This window comes from Capnocytophaga bilenii, assembly GCF_017565765.1.
GTDB lineage: Bacteria > Bacteroidota > Bacteroidia > Flavobacteriales > Flavobacteriaceae > Capnocytophaga > Capnocytophaga bilenii.
The window spans coordinates 385,596-403,958 of record NZ_JAGDYP010000001.1 but is presented as its reverse complement, the minus strand read 5'-3'; the positions used below and the strand labels follow the sequence as shown (position 1 = coordinate 403,958).

Sequence of the window (18,363 nt, the reverse complement as noted above, 5' to 3'; positions counted from 1 at the left end):
GCTGATTTTTGTGCTTCCATATTTATCTATTAGTTTTCTATTTCTCTAATAATCTCCTCTATATCAGCCCTCAGCTCATTAATACGCGCTACCGTTTGTATTACTTCAGCATTTAGCACCTTTATATCTATCACCTCGCGGGTGTCTTTAGCTTCTACGTATGAACTCACAGATAGGTTGTAATCATTTTCGGCTATCTGCTGGTTATCTATCTGTACTGCGGTGTGAGGTACCGCCTTTTTGTCGGCAAAAATAGTAACGATACGCGCTATATGGGCATCGGTCAGCACGTTGTTATTGGTTTCTTTCTTAAAAAAGTCCTCACCACTGGCATCTATAAATTGGGTAAGGGTGTCGGGTTTGTGTTTGGAAAGCACTAATATATTTACGGCAATGCTCGTACCGTAGAAGAGGTTGGGCGGTAGGGCAATGACGGTTTCTACATAGTTGTTATCGATGAGGTATTTGCGGATTTTCTGCTCAGCACCTCCACGGTAAAAAATACCAGGGAAGCATACGATAGCCGCACGCCCCTTAGCGGAAAGGTAACTGAGGGAATGCAATACAAAGGCAAAGTCGGCTTTAGATTTTGGAGCTAATACACCTGCTGGCGCAAAACGGTCATCGTTGATAAGGGTAGGGTCGTCGCTACCTATCCAGTTCACCGAATAAGGAGGATTAGAAACAATCGCATCAAAAGGTTTTTCATCGCCAAAGCAAGGGTTGATGAGGGTATCGCCTAAGGCAATATTGAATTTGTCGTAGTTGATATTGTGCAAGAACATATTCATACGCGCCAAGTTGTAGGTAGTATGATTGATTTCCTGCCCAAAGAAGCCTTCTTCTATTTGGTAGTCATCGAAGTGTTTTTTAGCTTGTAGTAGTAGAGAGCCCGACCCACAAGCAGGGTCGTAAATCTTATTTACTGAAGTTTGTCCTAACAATGCCAACTGCGCAATGAGTTTTGATACGTTCTGAGGGGTAAAAAACTCCCCTCCCGATTTGCCTGCGTTGGCAGCATAATTGGAGATAAGGAACTCATAAGCATCGCCAAAGAGGTCGATTTGGTGGTTTTCAAAATCACCAAAACTAAGTCCTGCTACTCCGTTTATTACCGCCGCAAGTCGTTTGTTTTTTTCCTCAACCGTATTGCCAAGGCGGTTGGAAGTAGTATCGAAGTCGGCAAACAGTCCTTTGATGTCCGCTTCGGAAGGGTAGCCATTGGCAGAACTTTCAATAGCCGAGAAGATAGCCGCTAAATCGGTATTGAGATTGGAATTGGTATTTGCTTTTTTGGCTACATTTACAAAAAGCTGAGTAGGGTAAATAAAGTAGCCTTTGGTTTTAGTAGCGTCGTCTTTTATTTCAGGGGTAATAGCACTGTCGGGCAGCTGAGCGTATTGCACGCTCTCATCGCCACCTTCGATGAAATTAGTAAAATTCTCGCTGATAAAACGATAGAAAAGGGTACCCAATACAAATTGTTTAAAATCCCAACCATCTACAGCGCCACGTACATCATTGGCTATCTTCCAAATAGCGGCTTGTAATTCTTCTCGTTGTTTAGTACTGCTCATTATATTACCTGTTTTTTTAAATTTCTCAGGCAAAGATAATAATAATTTGCTAATTAGCTAATGTAGATGAGAAAATTACGGAAGTAACACTTTTTATTTATGATTTAAATCTACCAATAGCATTTTTTTGCTACCAGCTGTTTTTGAGTTTTGGGTGTAGTGCAGTGCTTTAGTCCCAAGTGTTGCGATGTGAAAGGCTGTATTTGCCTGCTCCTGTAAAGAATAGAGCCAATGCACCTAAAAAGAAAAGGGCGGATAGTTCTGGTGACCAATCACCGTACTCAGTGAGTGCTATAAGCTTATTGCTATAGGCTAAATAAAGAGTTGCTAACCCATTGAGGAACATCACAAAGGCTGCAATACGTGCTCTATATCCTAATACTACTAATAAAGGGGCTACAATCTCACCTATAAATACACCATAAGCAATAAATATAGGTAACCCTTTGGCTTCTACAGTCTCTTTTATAAAACGAAAGGCGACAGGATGTATAACCTTGTTAATCCCGTGTGGAATCATTAATAAGCCTATAGTAAGTCGCAAAATAAGTAATCCTAAATCTCTGTTTTTCATACTTTTAATTTTTATTTTATGAGAGTGAATGGTAATTGGCTACTAATGGAGTGTGATGCTACTGCATTTTTACAGTTTATTCATTAAAAGGGACTGTCCGAAAAGTTTTAAAAAGTATGATTGCGCCACACTCTTTGTCAAACTTTGAAAGTTTGACAAAGTTAATTGCTCTGATAATCAATCACTTTTATTCACATTGTAGGGGCGATTGGCAAATCGCCTTCACAAAACAAAACTTTTCGGACAGCCTCTGTGTGTTAATTTATTATCTTATTGATTAATTTATAATTACCTTTATCGTTTTTTCTTGTCAAAACTTACGGCGCAAGAGTCGATTTCGGTAACGCGTAGGGTATTTACCATTCCTTTGCCTTGCATTGGCATCGATACGAGGTTGATCATTATGTCGCCCATATCTACATAGCCTTCTTCATTGGCTACGTGGTTGATATCTTCTATAACTTCATCGGTAGAGACAAAGCGGTCATAATAGAAAGTGGTTACACCCCACAATAGGTTTAGCTGGGTGAGTAATCGCTTATTAGAGGTAAATATCAAAATATGTGAGCTGGGGCGATATGACGAAATGCGGAATGCTGCATAGCCACTATTGGTGAGTGAGGTTATCACTTTGGCATTGGTATCGTTAGCCATCTTGGCTGCGTGAAAGCAAATGGTGTTGGTAATATAGCGCAAAGAGCGTATAAAAGGGGTAACGAGTGGTACTTTGATAATATCAGAATCTTCTACACTACGAATAATGCGGCTCATTTGCTCTATTACTTGTACAGGGTATTTACCCACAGAAGTTTCGCCCGAAAGCATTACCGCATCGGCACCGTCAAGGACAGAGTTCCCTACGTCATTCACTTCGGCACGGGTGGGGGTTAGGCTATTTATCATCGATTCCATCATCTGGGTAGCGATAATTACAGGTATATGGTGTGCTTTGGCTTTGTGTACTAACTCTTTTTGGATAAGAGGTACTTCTTCGGCAGGGATTTCTACACCAAGGTCGCCACGAGCTACCATTATACCATCGCAGGCTGCCATAATTTTATCTATATTTTTTAGAGCTTCTGGTTTTTCAATTTTGGCAATAATAGGTATTTTGTGCCCTGCGTTTTCCTCGATAAGGTCTTTAAGGTCTTGAATATCTTCGGGGTGGCGTACAAATGAGAGGGCAAACCAATCTACTTCTTGAGTGATAGCAAATAGGGCATCGCGTATATCTTTTTCGGTAAGGGCAGGTAGTGATACTTTAGTATTGGGGAGGTTTACCCCTTTTTTAGAGCTGAAAGGACCTCCTTGTATTACGACAGCTTCTACTTCGTTTTCTCCGTTTGATGATAATACCTCGAAGATAAGTTTACCGTCATCTAACAAGATGCGTTCTCCTGAGCGTACATCGGCAGGGAATTTTTCGTAGTTCATATAAGCACGCTCTTTGTTGCCTACAAAAGGTTCACCTGTTACAAAAGTAACTTTATCTCCTGGTGTTACTACGGTACCTTCTTCCATTACGCCTACGCGTAATTTAGGACCTTGCAGGTCGGCAAGGATAGCGGTATGGAAACCGTTTTCTTGGTTGATACGGCGTATCATCTCAATGCGTTCTCGCACATCGTCATAGTCGGCGTGAGAGAAGTTGATACGGAACACATTTACTCCCGCAATCATCATATTTTTGATAACTTCGGGGTCAGCGGTAGCAGGACCTAAGGTAGCTACTATTTTGGTTTTTTTACTATTTAGCATTCTTGAAATATGTAATTATGTTTTAAATTCAGTTTATTAGGGTCTATAATTTTGCATTTTAGGGGTATTAGTTGCTGCATTATGGTATTAGCATTGCATAAGTCGGTATCGAGGGTGTCTATTTTTAAGAAATAATCTATTGTTTTATACTTATCTATGAGGTATTCTATGCCGAATAGCTGATTGGGAGTACCTTCTATGAGCATTTTATTGCTTATACAGTGCCATTTTAGGTCGGTAGCAGGGTCTTGCCAAGTGTAATAAGAGTGGTATTGCTGGTTTGTAGCTATTAGAGGTTCATAGTCATTATGTTTTGCTAATTGAATATGTAGTTTTTGGTTTAGTTTATAGGCGAGCTTATAGTCGGGCAAGGGGGTTTCTATCCCGATGAGCTGATAGTTGATAAGTTCGTTTTTATTCAATTTTAGCAGAGCCATAGTGTGTAGTTGTTTTCGGGGGCAAAGATACGAAATAATGTTTAAATATCAATGATTAATGTTAATGATTAAAAAAAAGATTGGCACGGTTTTTGAGATTCTACTTGAAGAATGTAATATCTTTCTAAATAAAATAGGAGGAATATTTCTTCAGAAATCGCTATTATTTATATACTAAAAGAGGCGTGTAGTTGTGAAACTGCACGCCTCGTCGTTTTATAGCCTATAAGTTTTTGGGCTAAGGGGTAGTATTCCTTTTACGTCATAAATAATACCTTCGGGCTTGATATACTGATTAATATCTATAGATAACATCTCGTTATGGGCAACGCATAGTACTGCAACATCGTTGTTTTTGGGCAGCTTATTCATATCGGTAATGAGGGTGATGCCGTATTCTTCTTGTACAGTTTCTGCATTGGCGTGAGGGTCGTAGATAGTAATGTTGTGTGTAAAACTTTCCAGACTATGATATAAGTCTATTACTTTGGTATTGCGAATATCGGGACAATTTTCTTTAAAAGTAAATCCTAAGAGAAGTATCCTGCTGTCTTTCACTTTAATACCAAGAGTGCATAATTTATTCACAATTTGATGTACTATATACCCTCCCATACTATCGTTGGTTTTTCGGGCTTCCATCATCAGGCGTGGTGATAAGCCGTGTAGTTTGGCTTTTTGTATGAGGTAGTAGGGGTCTACGCCTATGCAGTGCCCTCCTACTAATCCTGGGCAAAAGGGCAGGAAGTTCCATTTGCTGGCAGCGGCATTGATAACCGATTGGGTGTCGATATTCAAGAGGTTACATATTTGTGCAATTTCGTTCATAAAGGCGATATTCACATCGCGTTGGGCGTTTTCTATTACTTTGGCTGCTTCGGCTACTTTGATGCTCTCGGCAGGGTAGGTACCTCCTGTGAGAACGCTGTTGTAGAGGGCATCTATTTCGGAAGCAATAGTGGGAGTAGAGCCAGAGGTTATTTTTTTGATGTTTTCTACTGTGTGCTGCTTGTCGGACGGGTTTACGCGTTCGGGTGAATAGCCTACAAAAAAATCGCTATTGAAGGTAAGTTTTGCCGTCTGTTCTAATATAGGTACGCATACCTCTTCGGTAACGCCAGGGTAGACGGTAGATTCATAGATAACAATATCACCTTGCTTGAGCAGTGTGCCTACGGTTTTGCTTGCTTTGCGCAGTGCTGTAAGGTCGGGTTGCTGATAAAGGTCTATGGGTGTGGGGACTGCTACGATATATACATTGCAGTCTTTCAGCGCATTGGGGTCATTAGTGCATTGCAGGTATGTATTTAGGCGTGCTTGTATCACCTCTGTATCGATTTCATTGGTGATATCTATTCCCTCGCGCAGCTGCGCTATGCGTTTTTCTTGTGGGTCGTAACCTATGGTGGGGTATTTTTTGGCAAAGAGGCAGGCTAAGGGGAATCCTACATAACCAAGCCCTATGATGCCTATTTTGTATGATTTCATAATAATTTGCTGATAAATCAATTAGCAAATAGGCTAATTGTCTAAATTGTATTGTTTTATTTTGCGATAGAGTGTGCGCTCGGAGATGCCGAGTTCTTTGGCAGTTTCGCGTCTTTTGCCTTCGTTGTGCTCTAAGGCTTTTTTAATCATTTCTTTTTCTTGTTGTTGTAACGAAAAGCGTTCTTCTTCGGTAGCTTCTTCGTAAGTATAAGTGTCTTCTACGGGGTGGATAGTGGTATTTTCATTGGTTTTCACAGGGATAAGGGTATAGGGTGTGGTATTTTCGGGATAATGTGTGGGGACTGGGGTTTCTGGGGTTTTACCATAGATGCGGTGTATAAGCGTTTGGTTATCTTCCTGCACTTTGGTTGAATTTCCGTTTTTGAGGAGCTCAAGGGTGAGTTTTTTCAGGTCGTTGAGGTCGTTTTTCATATCAAAAAGGACTTTATAGAGGAGTTCTCGCTCGTTGCTAAAGTCGTTTTCGTTACGATTATTTTGGGGTATTACGGTGGGGAGGGTGCTGGTGGGGGTGGGCAGGTAGGTTTGCAGTACGGGGGCTGTGATGTCTCGTTGCTGTTCTAATACAGATATTTGTTCGGCTACGTTGCGCAGCTGGCGTATGTTACCGCTCCATCGGTAGTTGGTGAGGAGGGATACAGCATCGGGGGTGAGCTTGATGGCGGGCATTTTGTATTTGCTGGCAAAATCGGAAGCAAATTTGCGGAACAGCAGGTGAATATCGTCTTTTCGTTCGCGCAAGGGGGGTAGGTGTATTTCAACCGTACTGAGACGGTAATAGAGGTCTTCGCGGAATTGTCCTTTTTTGATAGCATCTTGCATTTTTACGTTGGTAGCCGCTACGATGCGTACGTTGGTTTTCTGTACTACTGAAGAGCCTACTTTCATAAATTCGCCATTTTCGAGGATGCGCAAGAGGCGTACTTGGGTGGTGAGGGGTAGTTCGCCTACTTCATCGAGGAAGATAGTGCCTCCATCAGCTTCTTCAAAATAGCCATTACGGGTGGCAGTAGCTCCTGTGAAAGCTCCTTTTTCGTGCCCAAAGAGTTCGGAATCGATCGTTCCTTCGGGGATAGCACCGCAGTTTACAGCGATATATCTTCCGTGTTTTCGGTTGGATAGGGTATGTATGATGCGGGGGATACTTTCTTTTCCTACACCACTTTCGCCCGTTACGAGAACGGAAATGTCGGTAGGGGCTACTTGTATAGCTTTTTCTATGGCGCGGTTCAGCATGGGGTCGTTGCCAATGATGCTAAATCGTTGTTTTATAGCTTGGATATTTTCCATTTTTCTGTAGGTATCAAAATTGTGGTGTGCAAAGATACGAAATAATGTTTAATGTTTAATGATTATTTTAGAAGTAGGGTATATAGGTTTATCCTTCGCTCAAGGTTCGGTGGGACTGGTGAAGGGTAGTGGCTGTCCGAAAAGTTTTGTTTCGTGAGGGCGATTTGCCAATCGCCCCTACAATGTGAATAAAATCGATTGATTATCAGAGTAATTAACTTTGTCAAACTCTGAAAGTTTGACAAAGTGTGTGGCGCACGAGTAACATTGTAGTAAGCTGTGTTATAATTTTTGCCATCAGCGGCAGTTGTTCGGAATTTCCGAACAACTGCTTTTTCCTCTAATTCTCCTTCTTCAAAAATATGCTTAATATGCTCGCTTATATTAGCTTTACTAGATTGATAAAGGGTTACCAACTGTGCTTGTGTAAGCCAAACGTTTTCGTTTTCAAGGCGTACTTCTATTTGGGTTGCCCCCTTTTCATCTTGATAGAGGAGCAACTCTCCTTGTGATGTTTCTTCCATAGTATGGTGTTGTTAGTGTCAGTCCGCAAAAATACAAAATAATGTTTAATGTTTAATGATTAGGGTATATATTCGTCACATACTCCGCTGCACCAGCTCGGTGCGAGCCGCACAGGCTTTTATCCTTCGCTCAACCTTCGCTTATCCTTCGCTCAAGGTTCGGTGGGACTGTGGGCTAAAACTTAACTATTATTTTGTGTTTCGCCCTTGTTCTTGGGGGTATAGGGTGTAAACGGGATCGCTTTGCCAATAGGTATTGTTATCGATGTCGAGAATTGTAATGACGCCTTTAAAGGCTGCGCCTGTATCTACATTGGTTACGTTGTGAAAGGTGAGCGGATGGGTGCTGCCCAAACGGGTGGTGGGGGTGTGCCCTATGTATATTTGCTTGTAAAGGCGTAAGCGGGTGGGATACTGGGGATGGGTAGGTGCAAGGGTGGTGCTGCAGGCGGTTTCCCAAAGGGTTCTGTCCCAATAGAGCATTTCAGTAAAATATTCGTATGCTACCCCGCGCAGGTTGGTGAAGCCTGCGTGCAAAAACAAACGATTGTCATCGTCTAAATAATAGTCTTCCAGCGCGAAAAGGAAGTTGCGATGGACTTCTTTTGTGTTTTCACTGATGTTTTCATAGGCTTTTACGGTAGCCTTACCGCCGTGTTGGTACCACATAGTGTCGTTTGTTTTGCCACAAAGGAAGTCGTAGCATAGGGCATCGTGGTTGCCGCGCAAGAAGGTGCAGTGGTGTTGCTGCTGGTATTCAATAAGGAAGTCTAACACTTGAGGGGTTTGGCTCCAGCCATCGGCATAGTCACCAAGGAAGATAAGATGGTCTTTGGGGGTGATTTGTGCTCGCTGGAGTACTTGCTGTAGGGCTATGAGAGCGCCGTGAATATCGCCAATTACAAGGGTACGCATACTGTAAATTTATAAAAAGAATTATTGATTTTCAGTGCAAAGATAATAAAAAATTGTTAATTGTAGGTTTTAGATTTTGATAATTGTGTTATTTTTCTTTTATTTGCAACTTTATTTATAATACCGATTATTATGAGAGGGTTGAAACTAAATCAATGGCTTACGGCGCTTACTGTGGGTTTTGCGCTTTTTGCGATGTTTTTTGGTGCGGGCAATCTTATATTGCCGCCTTTTATTGGTTTAAACACGGGTAGCCACTGGTATTGGGCTTTGGCTGGTTTTTTTATTACGGCTATTATAGCGCCTTTTTTGGGAGTGCTGATGGTGGCGCGTGTAGGCAAACATTTCACCGACTTGGGTTGGCTTATCCACCCTAAACTGATAAGTGCTCTTACCTTTGTGATTATTCTTTTTATAGGACCTCTTTTGGCTTTACCTCGTACGGGGGCTACTACCTATGAGATTGGTATCCAGCCGCTACTGCCTAACCTTTCGCCTTTGTGTTTTTCTATCTCCTTTTTTAAGGTAGCGTTGGTACTTTCTATCTCTAAATCACTGTGTTTTTCTATCTTCTTTTTTGGCGTAGCATTGGTACTTTCTATCTCTAAATCACGTATTGTAGATGTTATTGGGAAGTTTCTCACGCCTTTCTTGCTGATAGTGCTCATCTTGCTTATCTTCTTGGGGGTGGTATATCCTGAAGCAGAGGCGATGCCTACAAATTTAGGGGCTTCGCAAAGCTTTGTATTGGGCTTTACAGAGGGATATCAGACAATGGACGTTATGGCTTCGGTGATTTTTGCGGGTATTATTATTGCTGCAATCGTAAATAAGGGCTACAACGAGCCTTCAGAATGTACACGAGTTACGATAATGGGAGGGGTAGTTTCTACGCTTTGCTTGTTGTTTATTTATGGGGGACTGATTTATTTGGGGGCTCATTCGGGGTATGAAGGCAAAGAAGGTGTGATACTGCGCACTGATTTGCTGTTGTATATTTCGCACAACACGTTAGGCAAATGGGGTACGATAGGGGTAGCGCTGGCTATTGGGCTGGCGTGTCTTACTACCGCTATTGCGCTGATTTCATCGGTGAGTTCTTTTTTTGAGGGACTTACTCGCGGGCGTGTATCTTACAAGGTATGGGCTGTGATTACTACAGTTGTTTCTATAGTTATATCTGTAAATTCGGTAGATAGTATTATTGCTTATGCGGTATATATACTATTGTTTGTATATCCTATTGTATTCACGATTATTTTATATGTGCTTGTTTTTGGCAAATGGGTACAACGCCCTGCACCTTATGTTACGGCAGTAGTAGTTACAGCTATTGTTTCGGCTATTGATGTAGCTGGTATTGCCCTCCTCGATATGCCTTGGTGGTTAGCATATATGTTACGCGATTGGATATTTGTTGTAAAACAGTGGCTGCCACTGGGTAGCTTTAAGCTGGAATGGTTGTTGCCCTCATTAGTAGCTTTTGTAGTAGTGGCAGTAGTTACACGCTCATCACCTGCGAAGCGGCACGCGTGAGGAGGCTATCCACGAGGCTAATACGCCTAATACTACTATAGTGGCAAAAACGACTATTGTATTGAGCAAAGTGATACTTACAGGATAAGGCAGTGTGGGTGCTATCTTTACGAAGGAAAATTGTTGCTGGCTCACTATTATTGCAAAGCCTATCGCTATGCCTATCAGGGCTCCTGTTACAGAGGCGATAACTCCTTGCCAAAAGAAAATGCGGCGTAATTGCTGCTGGCTGAAGCCTAAGGCATAGAGGGTGTATAGGTCGTCTTTCTTGTCTAATATCATCATTATAATAGCTCCTACAAGGTTGAATAGTGCTATGATGAGTACTAAGATAAAAATGAGATAAACGGCTATATTTTCGGTATTGAGCATACGATAAAGTGCATCGTTTAGTTGGGCACGGTTTTTTACTACTACGGGTTGTGAAAAACTGTGCTCTATTTGCGTTATAACGTTGCGCTCGTTGGCTGTTGGGGTTAGTTTTAGCTCTATGGCAGAGACTTGGTTGGGTTGTAACCCTAATATAAATTGTGCTTGTGGAAGGCTTGAGAATACGTATTTTTTATCTAAATCTTCGGTGAGCTGGTAGATGCCGCCTACTACGGTGAAAGCTTGTCGGTAGGGCATCGGGTCATTGAGGATACTCCCTTTGCCTGCTTTGGGCACTACTATTTGCAGTGGCGAATTGCCATCGGCGAGATTGAGCCCTAATTTGTTGAAGATAATCCCCCCTACTACTACACTTGGCGGCGTTGTGTTCCATTGCCCCAAAGAGATAATGCTATCTACAGCATTCACTAAGGGGTATTGAGCATCTACTCCTTTGATGTAAGCAATGTGGTTCTTCTGGTTGTGCGTGAGGAATACTTGCTCTTCCAACACTTTAGTAAAATGAGCTATGCCTTCTACTTGTTGCAATTTGAGAGTATCGGTAGCTGCTAATGCCAAGTATTTGCCCGTTTTGGGGAAGATTTTCAAGTCGGGGTCGAAGGTGGTTGAAAATGATAACGTAAAGTCTTTCAGTCCTGCAAATCCTGCTAATACAATGAATAACGCCGCCGCCCCTAGCACTACTACTACGGCTGTTACTTTATTGATAATATTGATAACGTTTTGCGAGCTTTTGGCAAAGCTATAACGCTTGGCAATGTACAGAACGGCGTTAGTTTTCATCGTTTTATTAGGTCATTTTGCGTTTGTAGAGCAAGGTGCGGTTCTCTATAGGGTTTTCTTCTTCTTTGAGTGATTGTTCAATACCTTCAATATATTGCAAAGAGTCGTCTATATAGAAGAACAATTCGGGCATACGCCTAAATTGGTTTTTAGTGATTTGCGACAATTCGTGCTTGATGAGAGGCGCATTGCTGCTAAGCCCTTTGAGTGTTTCGGCAGCCTGCGTTTCGGGAAATACGCTTACGTATACTTTAGCCGTTGATAAATCAACTGCTACGTTTACTTTTGTAACCGAGATAATCAGGTTGCTTTGCCCAGCATCGCGTATGGCTTGTTGCAACACTTTTGCCAGCTCTTCTTGTATAATTCCTGCTATTTTCTTTTGCCTATTATTTTCCATTGTTGTTTTAGCTTACTTATTAATCATTTACCAAAATTGTTTCACCGGTATCGGTTTCGTACATTATTCCGAGTCGTTTACCGCGTTTTTGACTTGCATCGGGGGCAGCAGCACCTTCTACTGTTTTGTATTTAGTAACTTTTTGCCCTTCGCGGCGTATGATTTCCATATCATCGCCTTTTTTCTTTACTATGGTGAAGTCTTCGCCCGAAAAGAAATCTTGCATATTGAGGTTCATCACCATAGATACCATCAAAGCTACGGCAAAAACCATAGCCACATCAAAGAGGTTTACAACTACGCTTAGCGGGTCGGCATCGTCATCTTTGAAAGCAAGGGAACGTCTGTTATTTCTCATTTGGTGTTGTTTTTAGTTAATACACGTGCTACGTAATCTAAGTTGTTGGTTTCCTTAGCATACCAGCGTTGTTTGAACTGCAAGGTTACCAAGCCCACCAAGCTAATTACTAACCCCACTACGGTGGTAGCAAATACTACCTGCATATTGCTTGCCATTTTTGAAATGTCGCCTGTTGAAAGCCCCGTAAGTGCAGGACTCATAGCGATAAGCGTACCTATAAGCCCCAATACCGGACCTACTTTTGCCAATAGTTTAGAGGTCGCGATGTCTTTTTCGCCTTCGTTTTCAAAGTTAGCAATCATATAGTCGTAGTAGTCAGCATCGGGTTCGTGACTAAGCAAGTCGCGCAAATACTGTATGTAGAGCGAGTTGTCGCGTTCGGGCAGCAATGCCTTTAGCTGCTGCGCTCCGTCAGGGGTGAGTGCCCCTATAGCTGCATTTAGTTGTTTATCGTTTTTGTACTTCGTAATAAAGCGGTTGTAGAAGCTGCCCACCAGTAGCAACGCACGCCCAAAAAGTACTAATAGCACCACTATGTCAGGTATCAATAAGCTATCCGATACCAAAAATAGAATTTCAGAAATCTCTTTCATCGTTTTTTAATTAATTTATCAATATATTTATGGGTTAATTTACTAATTGTTTAATCGTTTCAATTTTCTCAATTCCCTGTTCGTAGCCGTATTGGAAAGCATTTTCTAACATCTTAGTATCGAGTACGTTGATATTACTCAGGTTGTGAAAAAATACATAATCACTCTTTTTAAACTTGCGGGTGTAGTTGCCGTCCATAGCAATGTTGTAAATGCGCTGTAAAAGCTGTAAAGAGTTTTTCAGTTCGTCTTCGCCAATAGGCTCTAACGGATTGATAAAGCTACCTATGACCACTTCACACAAATTTTTGATAGGTTCTATTGGGAAATTGTCTAATATACCACCGTCTGAGTAAAGCCCTTTATCTATCCGCACGGGCGAAAAGTAAGGCGGCAATGCCGAGGAAGCAATCAGGGGTTGTATTAGTTCTCCTTTATTGAAATACTGCACCTTGCCCGTGAGCAAATTAGTAGCAGCTACTGCAAGAGGTATATTCAGCTCTTCAAAAGTACGATATTTGAAGTGTTTTTCAAAGAACTTGGTATATTTAGCACTATCCATCAGCCCTATTTTTTTAAATGTTACCATCGACCATTTAAAGACGGGCGTTTTTCTAAAGAACTCAAGCATTTCATCGGGGGTAACCCCAGAAGCGTACAAGCCGCCCACTAAAGCACCACCGCTGGTACCCGAGATAGCAGCGGGGCGTATGCCTTGTTCTTCCAGTGCTTTCAGAAGTCCGGCGTGAGCCAAAGCACGCACACCACCTCCTGAAAATACCAAACCAAGTTTTTTCATAAAATCAATTTACTAGCTTATTTAATCAATAAAAACGCCAACATTGCACTGATATATGCTACCCCCGTCATAAAAAACCATTGTATAGCCGTCCATTTCCAGCTATTGGTTTCTTTGCGCACTATCGCCACTGTACTAAGGCATTGCATAGCAAAAGCATAGTATAGCAAAAGCGAAATACCCGTACCCAAAGTATATATAGGTGTACCATCGGCACGCAGTTCGCTACGCATTTTTGCCAATATAGTACGTTCCCCCTCTTCACCTTCAGTATCTAAATCACCGCCAAGGCTATATACCGATGATAGTGTACTGATAAACACCTCGCGCGCTGCAAACGAAGCCACTACTCCTATGCTTATTTTCCAATCATATCCCAACGGACGAAATACAGGCTCTATTGCCTTGCCTATATACCCTAAAAATGAATATTCTAGCTGCTCGCCCTCTATATAATGGTTTTTCTGGTCTTCGTCCCATTGTTGTTCGGCTGCCAAAGTGTCGGCACGTTGTTCTATGGTGTTATAGCGTTCACCCACGCCGTGCGAGCCTAAGAACCACAGTAGTACCGAGATGGATAAGATAATTTTACCAGCCCCTGTTACGAAGCCTTTTGTTTTTTCGTATACCGTAATCCCCACGTTGCGCCACATAGGCACTTTATAGTCGGGCATTTCGGCTATAAAAAAGCTCTTGTGTTGTTTCATTTTCAGCACCTTATCTAAGATAAAAGCCGAAACCAAAGCCGCTGCAACCCCCAAAAAGTACATACCGAAAAACGCCCAAGCCTTATAACTGAAAAACAAGAAATCACCCTCAGGAATCACCAAGTTTATAATGATAAGATACACAGGCAATCGCGCCGAACAAGTCATAAAAGGCGTTACCAGTATAGTGATGAGTCGTTCTTTCCAATTTTCAATATTACGAGCAATCATCACAGCAGGAATTGCACACGCCACGCCCGACATCAGTGGTACGACACTCTTGCCGTTTAGCCCAAAGCGCCTCATAATGTTATCCATCAAAAAAACAGCCCTACTCATATAGCCACTTTCTTCCAACAGCGAAATGAAAGTGAAAAGAATAGCAATTTGCGGTATAAATACCACAATACCCGCAATACCACTCAGTATTCCCTTAGTGAGCAAATCGGTAAGAGCTCCTTCAGGCAAAACCGACTCACACCAGTCTGTAAGTTGAGCAAAAAGCCACTCAATCCCGTCCATTGGGTAGCTTGACCAGCTGAATACCGCCTGAAAAAGCACCAAAAGCACCAACGTAAAAATCACGTAGCCCAATATAGGGTGAATGAGCAAGCGGTCGAGGCGCGCCCGCAGGGTTTGTGCCTTGTGATAATCTACCGAATAAGCCTTTTTGAGCGTTTCGTTGATACATTGGTAGCGAATAATCGTCTCTTTTTGCTTCATTCGCCGTATTTCGCTCTCTGTTTTGGTATGTTTTACCCTCGTAAGGTCAGTTTCTTTGTAATTTTCAATAATATAAGTGTTGTGCGACACAATAAGCCACAGCTTATAAGTGTTTTCATTGGGGAAAAGAGTGGCTAAACTGTCAAAGTAGCTTTTATCAATTCGTTCTACCGACACACAAGGGGCTATAGGCAGCGATTGGTAGTCCATAATTGCTTTTTTTAGCGCCTCAATACCCATTCCCGTACGGGTACTGGTAAGCACCACTTTTGTTTGCAGCGAAGCCTCTAGCGCAGCAATGTCAAGGCTGATGCCCTTTCGTTCCATCTGGTCAGCCATATTTACAACCAGCAGTGTAGGCAGTTGCAAGTCCTTTATTTGCGTAAAGATAAGCAAATTCCGTTTCAGGTTATTCACATCGCACACCACCACTACCACATCAGGGAAATATTCCCCTTTGCGGTCAAGTAGTACATTCACTGCCACGCGTTCATCTTCCGAGCTTGCGTTCAAGCTATAAGTACCAGGCAAGTCAATAATAACGCCCTTGCAATGGCTGCACAAGCTCGTTTGTCCTATTTTTTTTTCTACTGTTATACCAGGGTAGTTTCCCACCTTCTGGTTCAGCCCCGTGAGCGCATTAAATAACGATGTTTTTCCTGTATTAGGATTCCCTATAAGCGCAACTTTTATTGAGTTCACCAATTGTATATTACTTAATTAGATTATTTTTTCAACCACTAACGATTAGCGACTAATCACTAACGACTAACTCTTTAGCCATATCTTTTCGTATAGATAAATAAGCCTCATTCATACGGATATAGATAGGGTCGCCCATAGTAGCGCGTTGCAGAACTTCCACTTCGCTACCCACAAAGCAGCCTAATTCAATCAATTTCAGGGGAATTTTATCTACATCAAATGAAACTATAACGCCTTTTTCGCCTTTCTTAAGATCGGCAACCGTATGATTTTTAGATGATTGTGTAGTCATAACACCTTATTTAGACTTAATTTGAGCGCAAAGGTACAAAATAATGTTTAATGATAGATGTTTAATGAAGTAAAATTATTGAGGTATCTATTTAGTTACATGCTAATTGACTTTGGGAAACGGGAGAACGTTCTACAATTCTTTTCATTAATTTGTTAAAGATAGTATCTTTATTTTGTGAGCGATTAATTCTAAAACTGTATTCCGCTAAATATCGGTCTATATTAAACTCTGATACCCAAGAATATATACCTCGTATCCAAGATTTTACTTGGTGTATTTCCTTCCTCTTTTTTCTCCTATGGTAAATTCATCAACCTAAACGCTATCATTCATTTTGTGCGATTCACTGGATTTCATAGTTTCACGGACTTTTTGCATAAAATAATGTGCAGTCTGACGACTAATTTCATAACTTTACGGCAACAATACCCTTTTTCCCATTTTATGGAAGAAGCTGTCCAAAAAATCTTTAAAAGTACTACTTCGGCATCTCCCCCCTTTTGAAGGAAGTCCGCGAGCTGGCGCAGCGGAGTATGTGTTAAGGGGGGATGTTAATAATCAATTAGTTACAAAATATTCTGTTCATTAATAAGCTTGTTTTAAGCTAAAATAAAACTTTTTGGACACCCTCAATCTAAGTCTTTTTTAAAGCGTTCAGTAAACTATAAGAGGTTTTATCCATTAAACAATCTCATAATACATTAATTTTCAGAGTGCAAATACATGAAAATACTTTGACACCTCAAATATTTTTTTTCAAATATTTGTGAATAATTATAAATTATTAACATCCTATAACTACCCTATATACGCAATTTATTTATATAGGGCGTATATAGGAGTTATATAGGGAATAATTGATTGAGAGGAATAAAAATGAGCTTATTTTATATACACACATTCTGCATCTTTAAGATTATAATAATTGATTTTTACTATAAATGTATCTTTCGTAGAAGTGTAATTATCTTTTAGAATCTGTGCTATAATTTCCTCACTTTCTTTGTCAAAATCAGAATATATAAAGTATATCTTATTAGTCTGCATCAGAATTAATGCATTTAAATCTTCTATTTTTTTATTATTAAGATAAGCATTAAAATTTTGTAACGGACAGTTGATAATCTCTGCATATTTATTTCTTAATAACTTATCATTAAATAGAGTATCCTCAATAAAGATATTATTTTTGTATTTATAGATTACTGATGGTTTATAACTTGTTATAGGCGCTTCTACATCCTTTTGTATATAAATATTCTTATCAGAAAATAAAAATTTAGAAAAGGTATACTCATTATTGTCAATGTAATTTTTAATGTTTTGGGAACGTTTCCATATAAACCCATGATAAGGTAAAAAAACTATTTTTTCTTTTTTGAGAAGATTATATAAAGTATCATCTTTTTGTGCTACTGTGCTTAAGAATTTATTATATAAAAAATTCCTATTATTTGCATTATAGTTATCAATACAATATTTATATAGCAAACTGTGTTCAGCATAATAGATAGCTTTCTTTTGATTATAATACAAAACAAATGCAATAGAAATAGATATTACCATTGCTGTTAGTATGATAAATATAACTATTATTTTTCTCATATATTATTACAATTTTATTGAGGTGTCTATTTAGCTACACACCAACTGAGATTGGAAAATAGGTTTTCTTTCAATCAATCTTTTTATTAGATTGTTAAAGATAGTATCTTTGCTCTGTGAGCGATTGATTCTAAAACTATACTCAGCTAAATAGCGGTCTAAGTTAAATTCTGATACCCAAGAATATATACCTCAAATCCTCTCCTTCACCGATGCCAACGGCAACGACACCACCAAAGAACAGGTAGAAGCCAACTACCGCCAAATAAAGTTAGATGTCGTTGAAATCATTGAACGCGAAAAAGAACGTATCACCAACGACCCTGAGCTGAGGCATTTGGTAGAGAAGAAAGGGGAATAAAGTTTATAAACTTCCTCTTATTTTCTCATAATACTCCATCACAAACTTCAAGTCTTCTGGAAGTGAGTTGCGATCTATAGACCATAGTATATCTGGATTTGTGTTATTCTTGTTAAAAAATAATGCAATATAAAAAAACTCCTCATCACAAATAGGTATATAATTTAAAAAATTAAAATTATTATTATCTAAATATTTGTAAGGTATCTTTTCAAAAAAAAACTCATTATTTTTAGTGATACTTTTTTTAATATTTGATTCTATAACAAGAGTATCCTTATATATATTTTCAAATAAACAAACACTATCTCTAGTCAGAAAAATACCATTGATTGTATCATTTATACTAAAAGGCCGATCAGAGGGAATGTGATAGAAGGCTATTTTAGAAACCTGATGTTTAGTTGTTTTAAATTTAATAAATTTCTTATTGTAATATATATCTGTTACACCACAAGAATTAGTACAAAAAAGAAAAAAATAATAAGATAAAAATAAATACTTCATAAGACTAATAATTAAAA

General features: G+C 40.0%; 18 protein-coding genes and 2 pseudogenes. 1 reads left to right on the top strand and 19 read right to left on the bottom strand.

Annotated elements, in window-relative coordinates:
* Nucleotides 1–29: 29 nt before the first annotated feature.
* From J4N46_RS02095 to J4N46_RS02060, 8 genes are all read right to left on the bottom strand, one after another.
* On the bottom strand, nt 30–1,577 hold the full coding sequence (locus J4N46_RS02095; RefSeq protein WP_208057937.1) for a type I restriction-modification system subunit M: 1,548 nt from the start codon (nt 1,575–1,577) through the stop codon (nt 30–32).
* Between the two features lie 169 nt (nt 1,578–1,746).
* A complete protein-coding gene (locus tag J4N46_RS02090; RefSeq protein ID WP_208057936.1) occupies nt 1,747–2,151 on the bottom strand; it encodes a DoxX family protein in 405 nt (134 codons plus the stop codon).
* Nucleotides 2,152–2,445: 294 nt separating this feature from the next.
* Nucleotides 2,446–3,909, bottom strand: a complete 1,464-nt coding sequence (gene pyk / locus J4N46_RS02085; protein WP_208057934.1) for a pyruvate kinase — start codon at nt 3,907–3,909, stop codon at nt 2,446–2,448.
* Nucleotides 3,903–4,346 (bottom strand): IPExxxVDY family protein, encoded by a 444-nt coding sequence (locus J4N46_RS02080; RefSeq protein WP_208057932.1) that lies wholly within the window; start codon nt 4,344–4,346, stop codon nt 3,903–3,905. The genes pyk and J4N46_RS02080 overlap by 7 nt, the downstream gene beginning before the upstream one ends.
* Before the next feature lie 216 nt (nt 4,347–4,562).
* Complete coding sequence (locus J4N46_RS02075; RefSeq protein WP_208057931.1) at nt 4,563–5,834, bottom strand: nucleotide sugar dehydrogenase; 1,272 nt, start codon at nt 5,832–5,834, stop codon at nt 4,563–4,565.
* Nucleotides 5,835–5,867: 33 nt separating this feature from the next.
* Entirely contained in the window at nt 5,868–7,142 is a 1,275-nt protein-coding gene (locus tag J4N46_RS02070) for a sigma-54 interaction domain-containing protein (protein WP_009415709.1), read from the bottom strand.
* Between the two features lie 62 nt (nt 7,143–7,204).
* Nucleotides 7,205–7,666: a hypothetical protein gene (locus J4N46_RS12825; protein ID WP_262897129.1), complete on the bottom strand. Its 462-nt coding sequence runs from the start codon at nt 7,664–7,666 to the stop codon at nt 7,205–7,207.
* 189 nt (nt 7,667–7,855) lie between these two features.
* Entirely contained in the window at nt 7,856–8,581 is a 726-nt protein-coding gene (locus tag J4N46_RS02060) for a metallophosphoesterase (protein ID WP_208057926.1), read from the bottom strand.
* A 132-nt stretch (nt 8,582–8,713) separates the two neighbouring features.
* Here J4N46_RS02060 and J4N46_RS02055 point away from each other — a divergent pair, with 132 nt between their 5' ends.
* Nucleotides 8,714–10,117: a branched-chain amino acid transport system II carrier protein gene (locus J4N46_RS02055; protein WP_208057924.1), complete on the top strand. Its 1,404-nt coding sequence runs from the start codon at nt 8,714–8,716 to the stop codon at nt 10,115–10,117.
* Here J4N46_RS02055 and J4N46_RS02050 read toward each other — a convergent pair.
* From J4N46_RS02050 to J4N46_RS02000, 11 genes and pseudogenes are all read right to left on the bottom strand, one after another.
* Nucleotides 10,094–11,290: an ABC transporter permease gene (locus J4N46_RS02050; RefSeq protein ID WP_208057921.1), complete on the bottom strand. Its 1,197-nt coding sequence runs from the start codon at nt 11,288–11,290 to the stop codon at nt 10,094–10,096. The genes J4N46_RS02055 and J4N46_RS02050 overlap by 24 nt on opposite strands.
* Nucleotides 11,291–11,297: 7 nt before the next feature.
* Entirely contained in the window at nt 11,298–11,690 is a 393-nt protein-coding gene (gene rbfA, locus J4N46_RS02045; protein ID WP_208057911.1) for a 30S ribosome-binding factor RbfA, read from the bottom strand.
* A gap of 19 nt (nt 11,691–11,709) precedes the next feature.
* Entirely contained in the window at nt 11,710–12,048 is a 339-nt protein-coding gene (locus J4N46_RS02040; RefSeq protein WP_009416140.1) for a DUF2149 domain-containing protein, read from the bottom strand.
* Nucleotides 12,045–12,644: a MotA/TolQ/ExbB proton channel family protein gene (locus J4N46_RS02035; protein ID WP_009416139.1), complete on the bottom strand. Its 600-nt coding sequence runs from the start codon at nt 12,642–12,644 to the stop codon at nt 12,045–12,047. The genes J4N46_RS02040 and J4N46_RS02035 overlap by 4 nt, the downstream gene beginning before the upstream one ends.
* A gap of 34 nt (nt 12,645–12,678) precedes the next feature.
* On the bottom strand, nt 12,679–13,443 hold the full coding sequence (locus tag J4N46_RS02030; RefSeq protein WP_208057910.1) for a patatin-like phospholipase family protein: 765 nt from the start codon (nt 13,441–13,443) through the stop codon (nt 12,679–12,681).
* A 17-nt stretch (nt 13,444–13,460) separates the two neighbouring features.
* The gene (feoB, locus tag J4N46_RS02025) at nt 13,461–15,575 is read right to left on the bottom strand and encodes a ferrous iron transport protein B (RefSeq protein ID WP_208057909.1); all 2,115 of its coding nucleotides are present in this window, start codon (nt 15,573–15,575) and stop codon (nt 13,461–13,463) included.
* 52 nt (nt 15,576–15,627) lie between these two features.
* Nucleotides 15,628–15,870, bottom strand: a complete 243-nt coding sequence (locus J4N46_RS02020) for a FeoA family protein (RefSeq protein ID WP_208057906.1) — start codon at nt 15,868–15,870, stop codon at nt 15,628–15,630.
* A 91-nt stretch (nt 15,871–15,961) separates the two neighbouring features.
* Nucleotides 15,962–16,150, bottom strand: a pseudogene (locus J4N46_RS13000) (IS1595 family transposase); the annotation flags it as partial.
* A 605-nt stretch (nt 16,151–16,755) separates the two neighbouring features.
* Complete coding sequence (locus J4N46_RS02010) at nt 16,756–17,478, bottom strand: hypothetical protein (RefSeq protein ID WP_208057904.1); 723 nt, start codon at nt 17,476–17,478, stop codon at nt 16,756–16,758.
* Between the two features lie 30 nt (nt 17,479–17,508).
* Nucleotides 17,509–17,670, bottom strand: a pseudogene (locus J4N46_RS02005) (IS1595 family transposase); the annotation flags it as partial.
* A 172-nt stretch (nt 17,671–17,842) separates the two neighbouring features.
* Nucleotides 17,843–18,346 (bottom strand): hypothetical protein, encoded by a 504-nt coding sequence (locus J4N46_RS02000; RefSeq protein ID WP_009416133.1) that lies wholly within the window; start codon nt 18,344–18,346, stop codon nt 17,843–17,845.
* Nucleotides 18,347–18,363 lie beyond the last annotated feature (17 nt).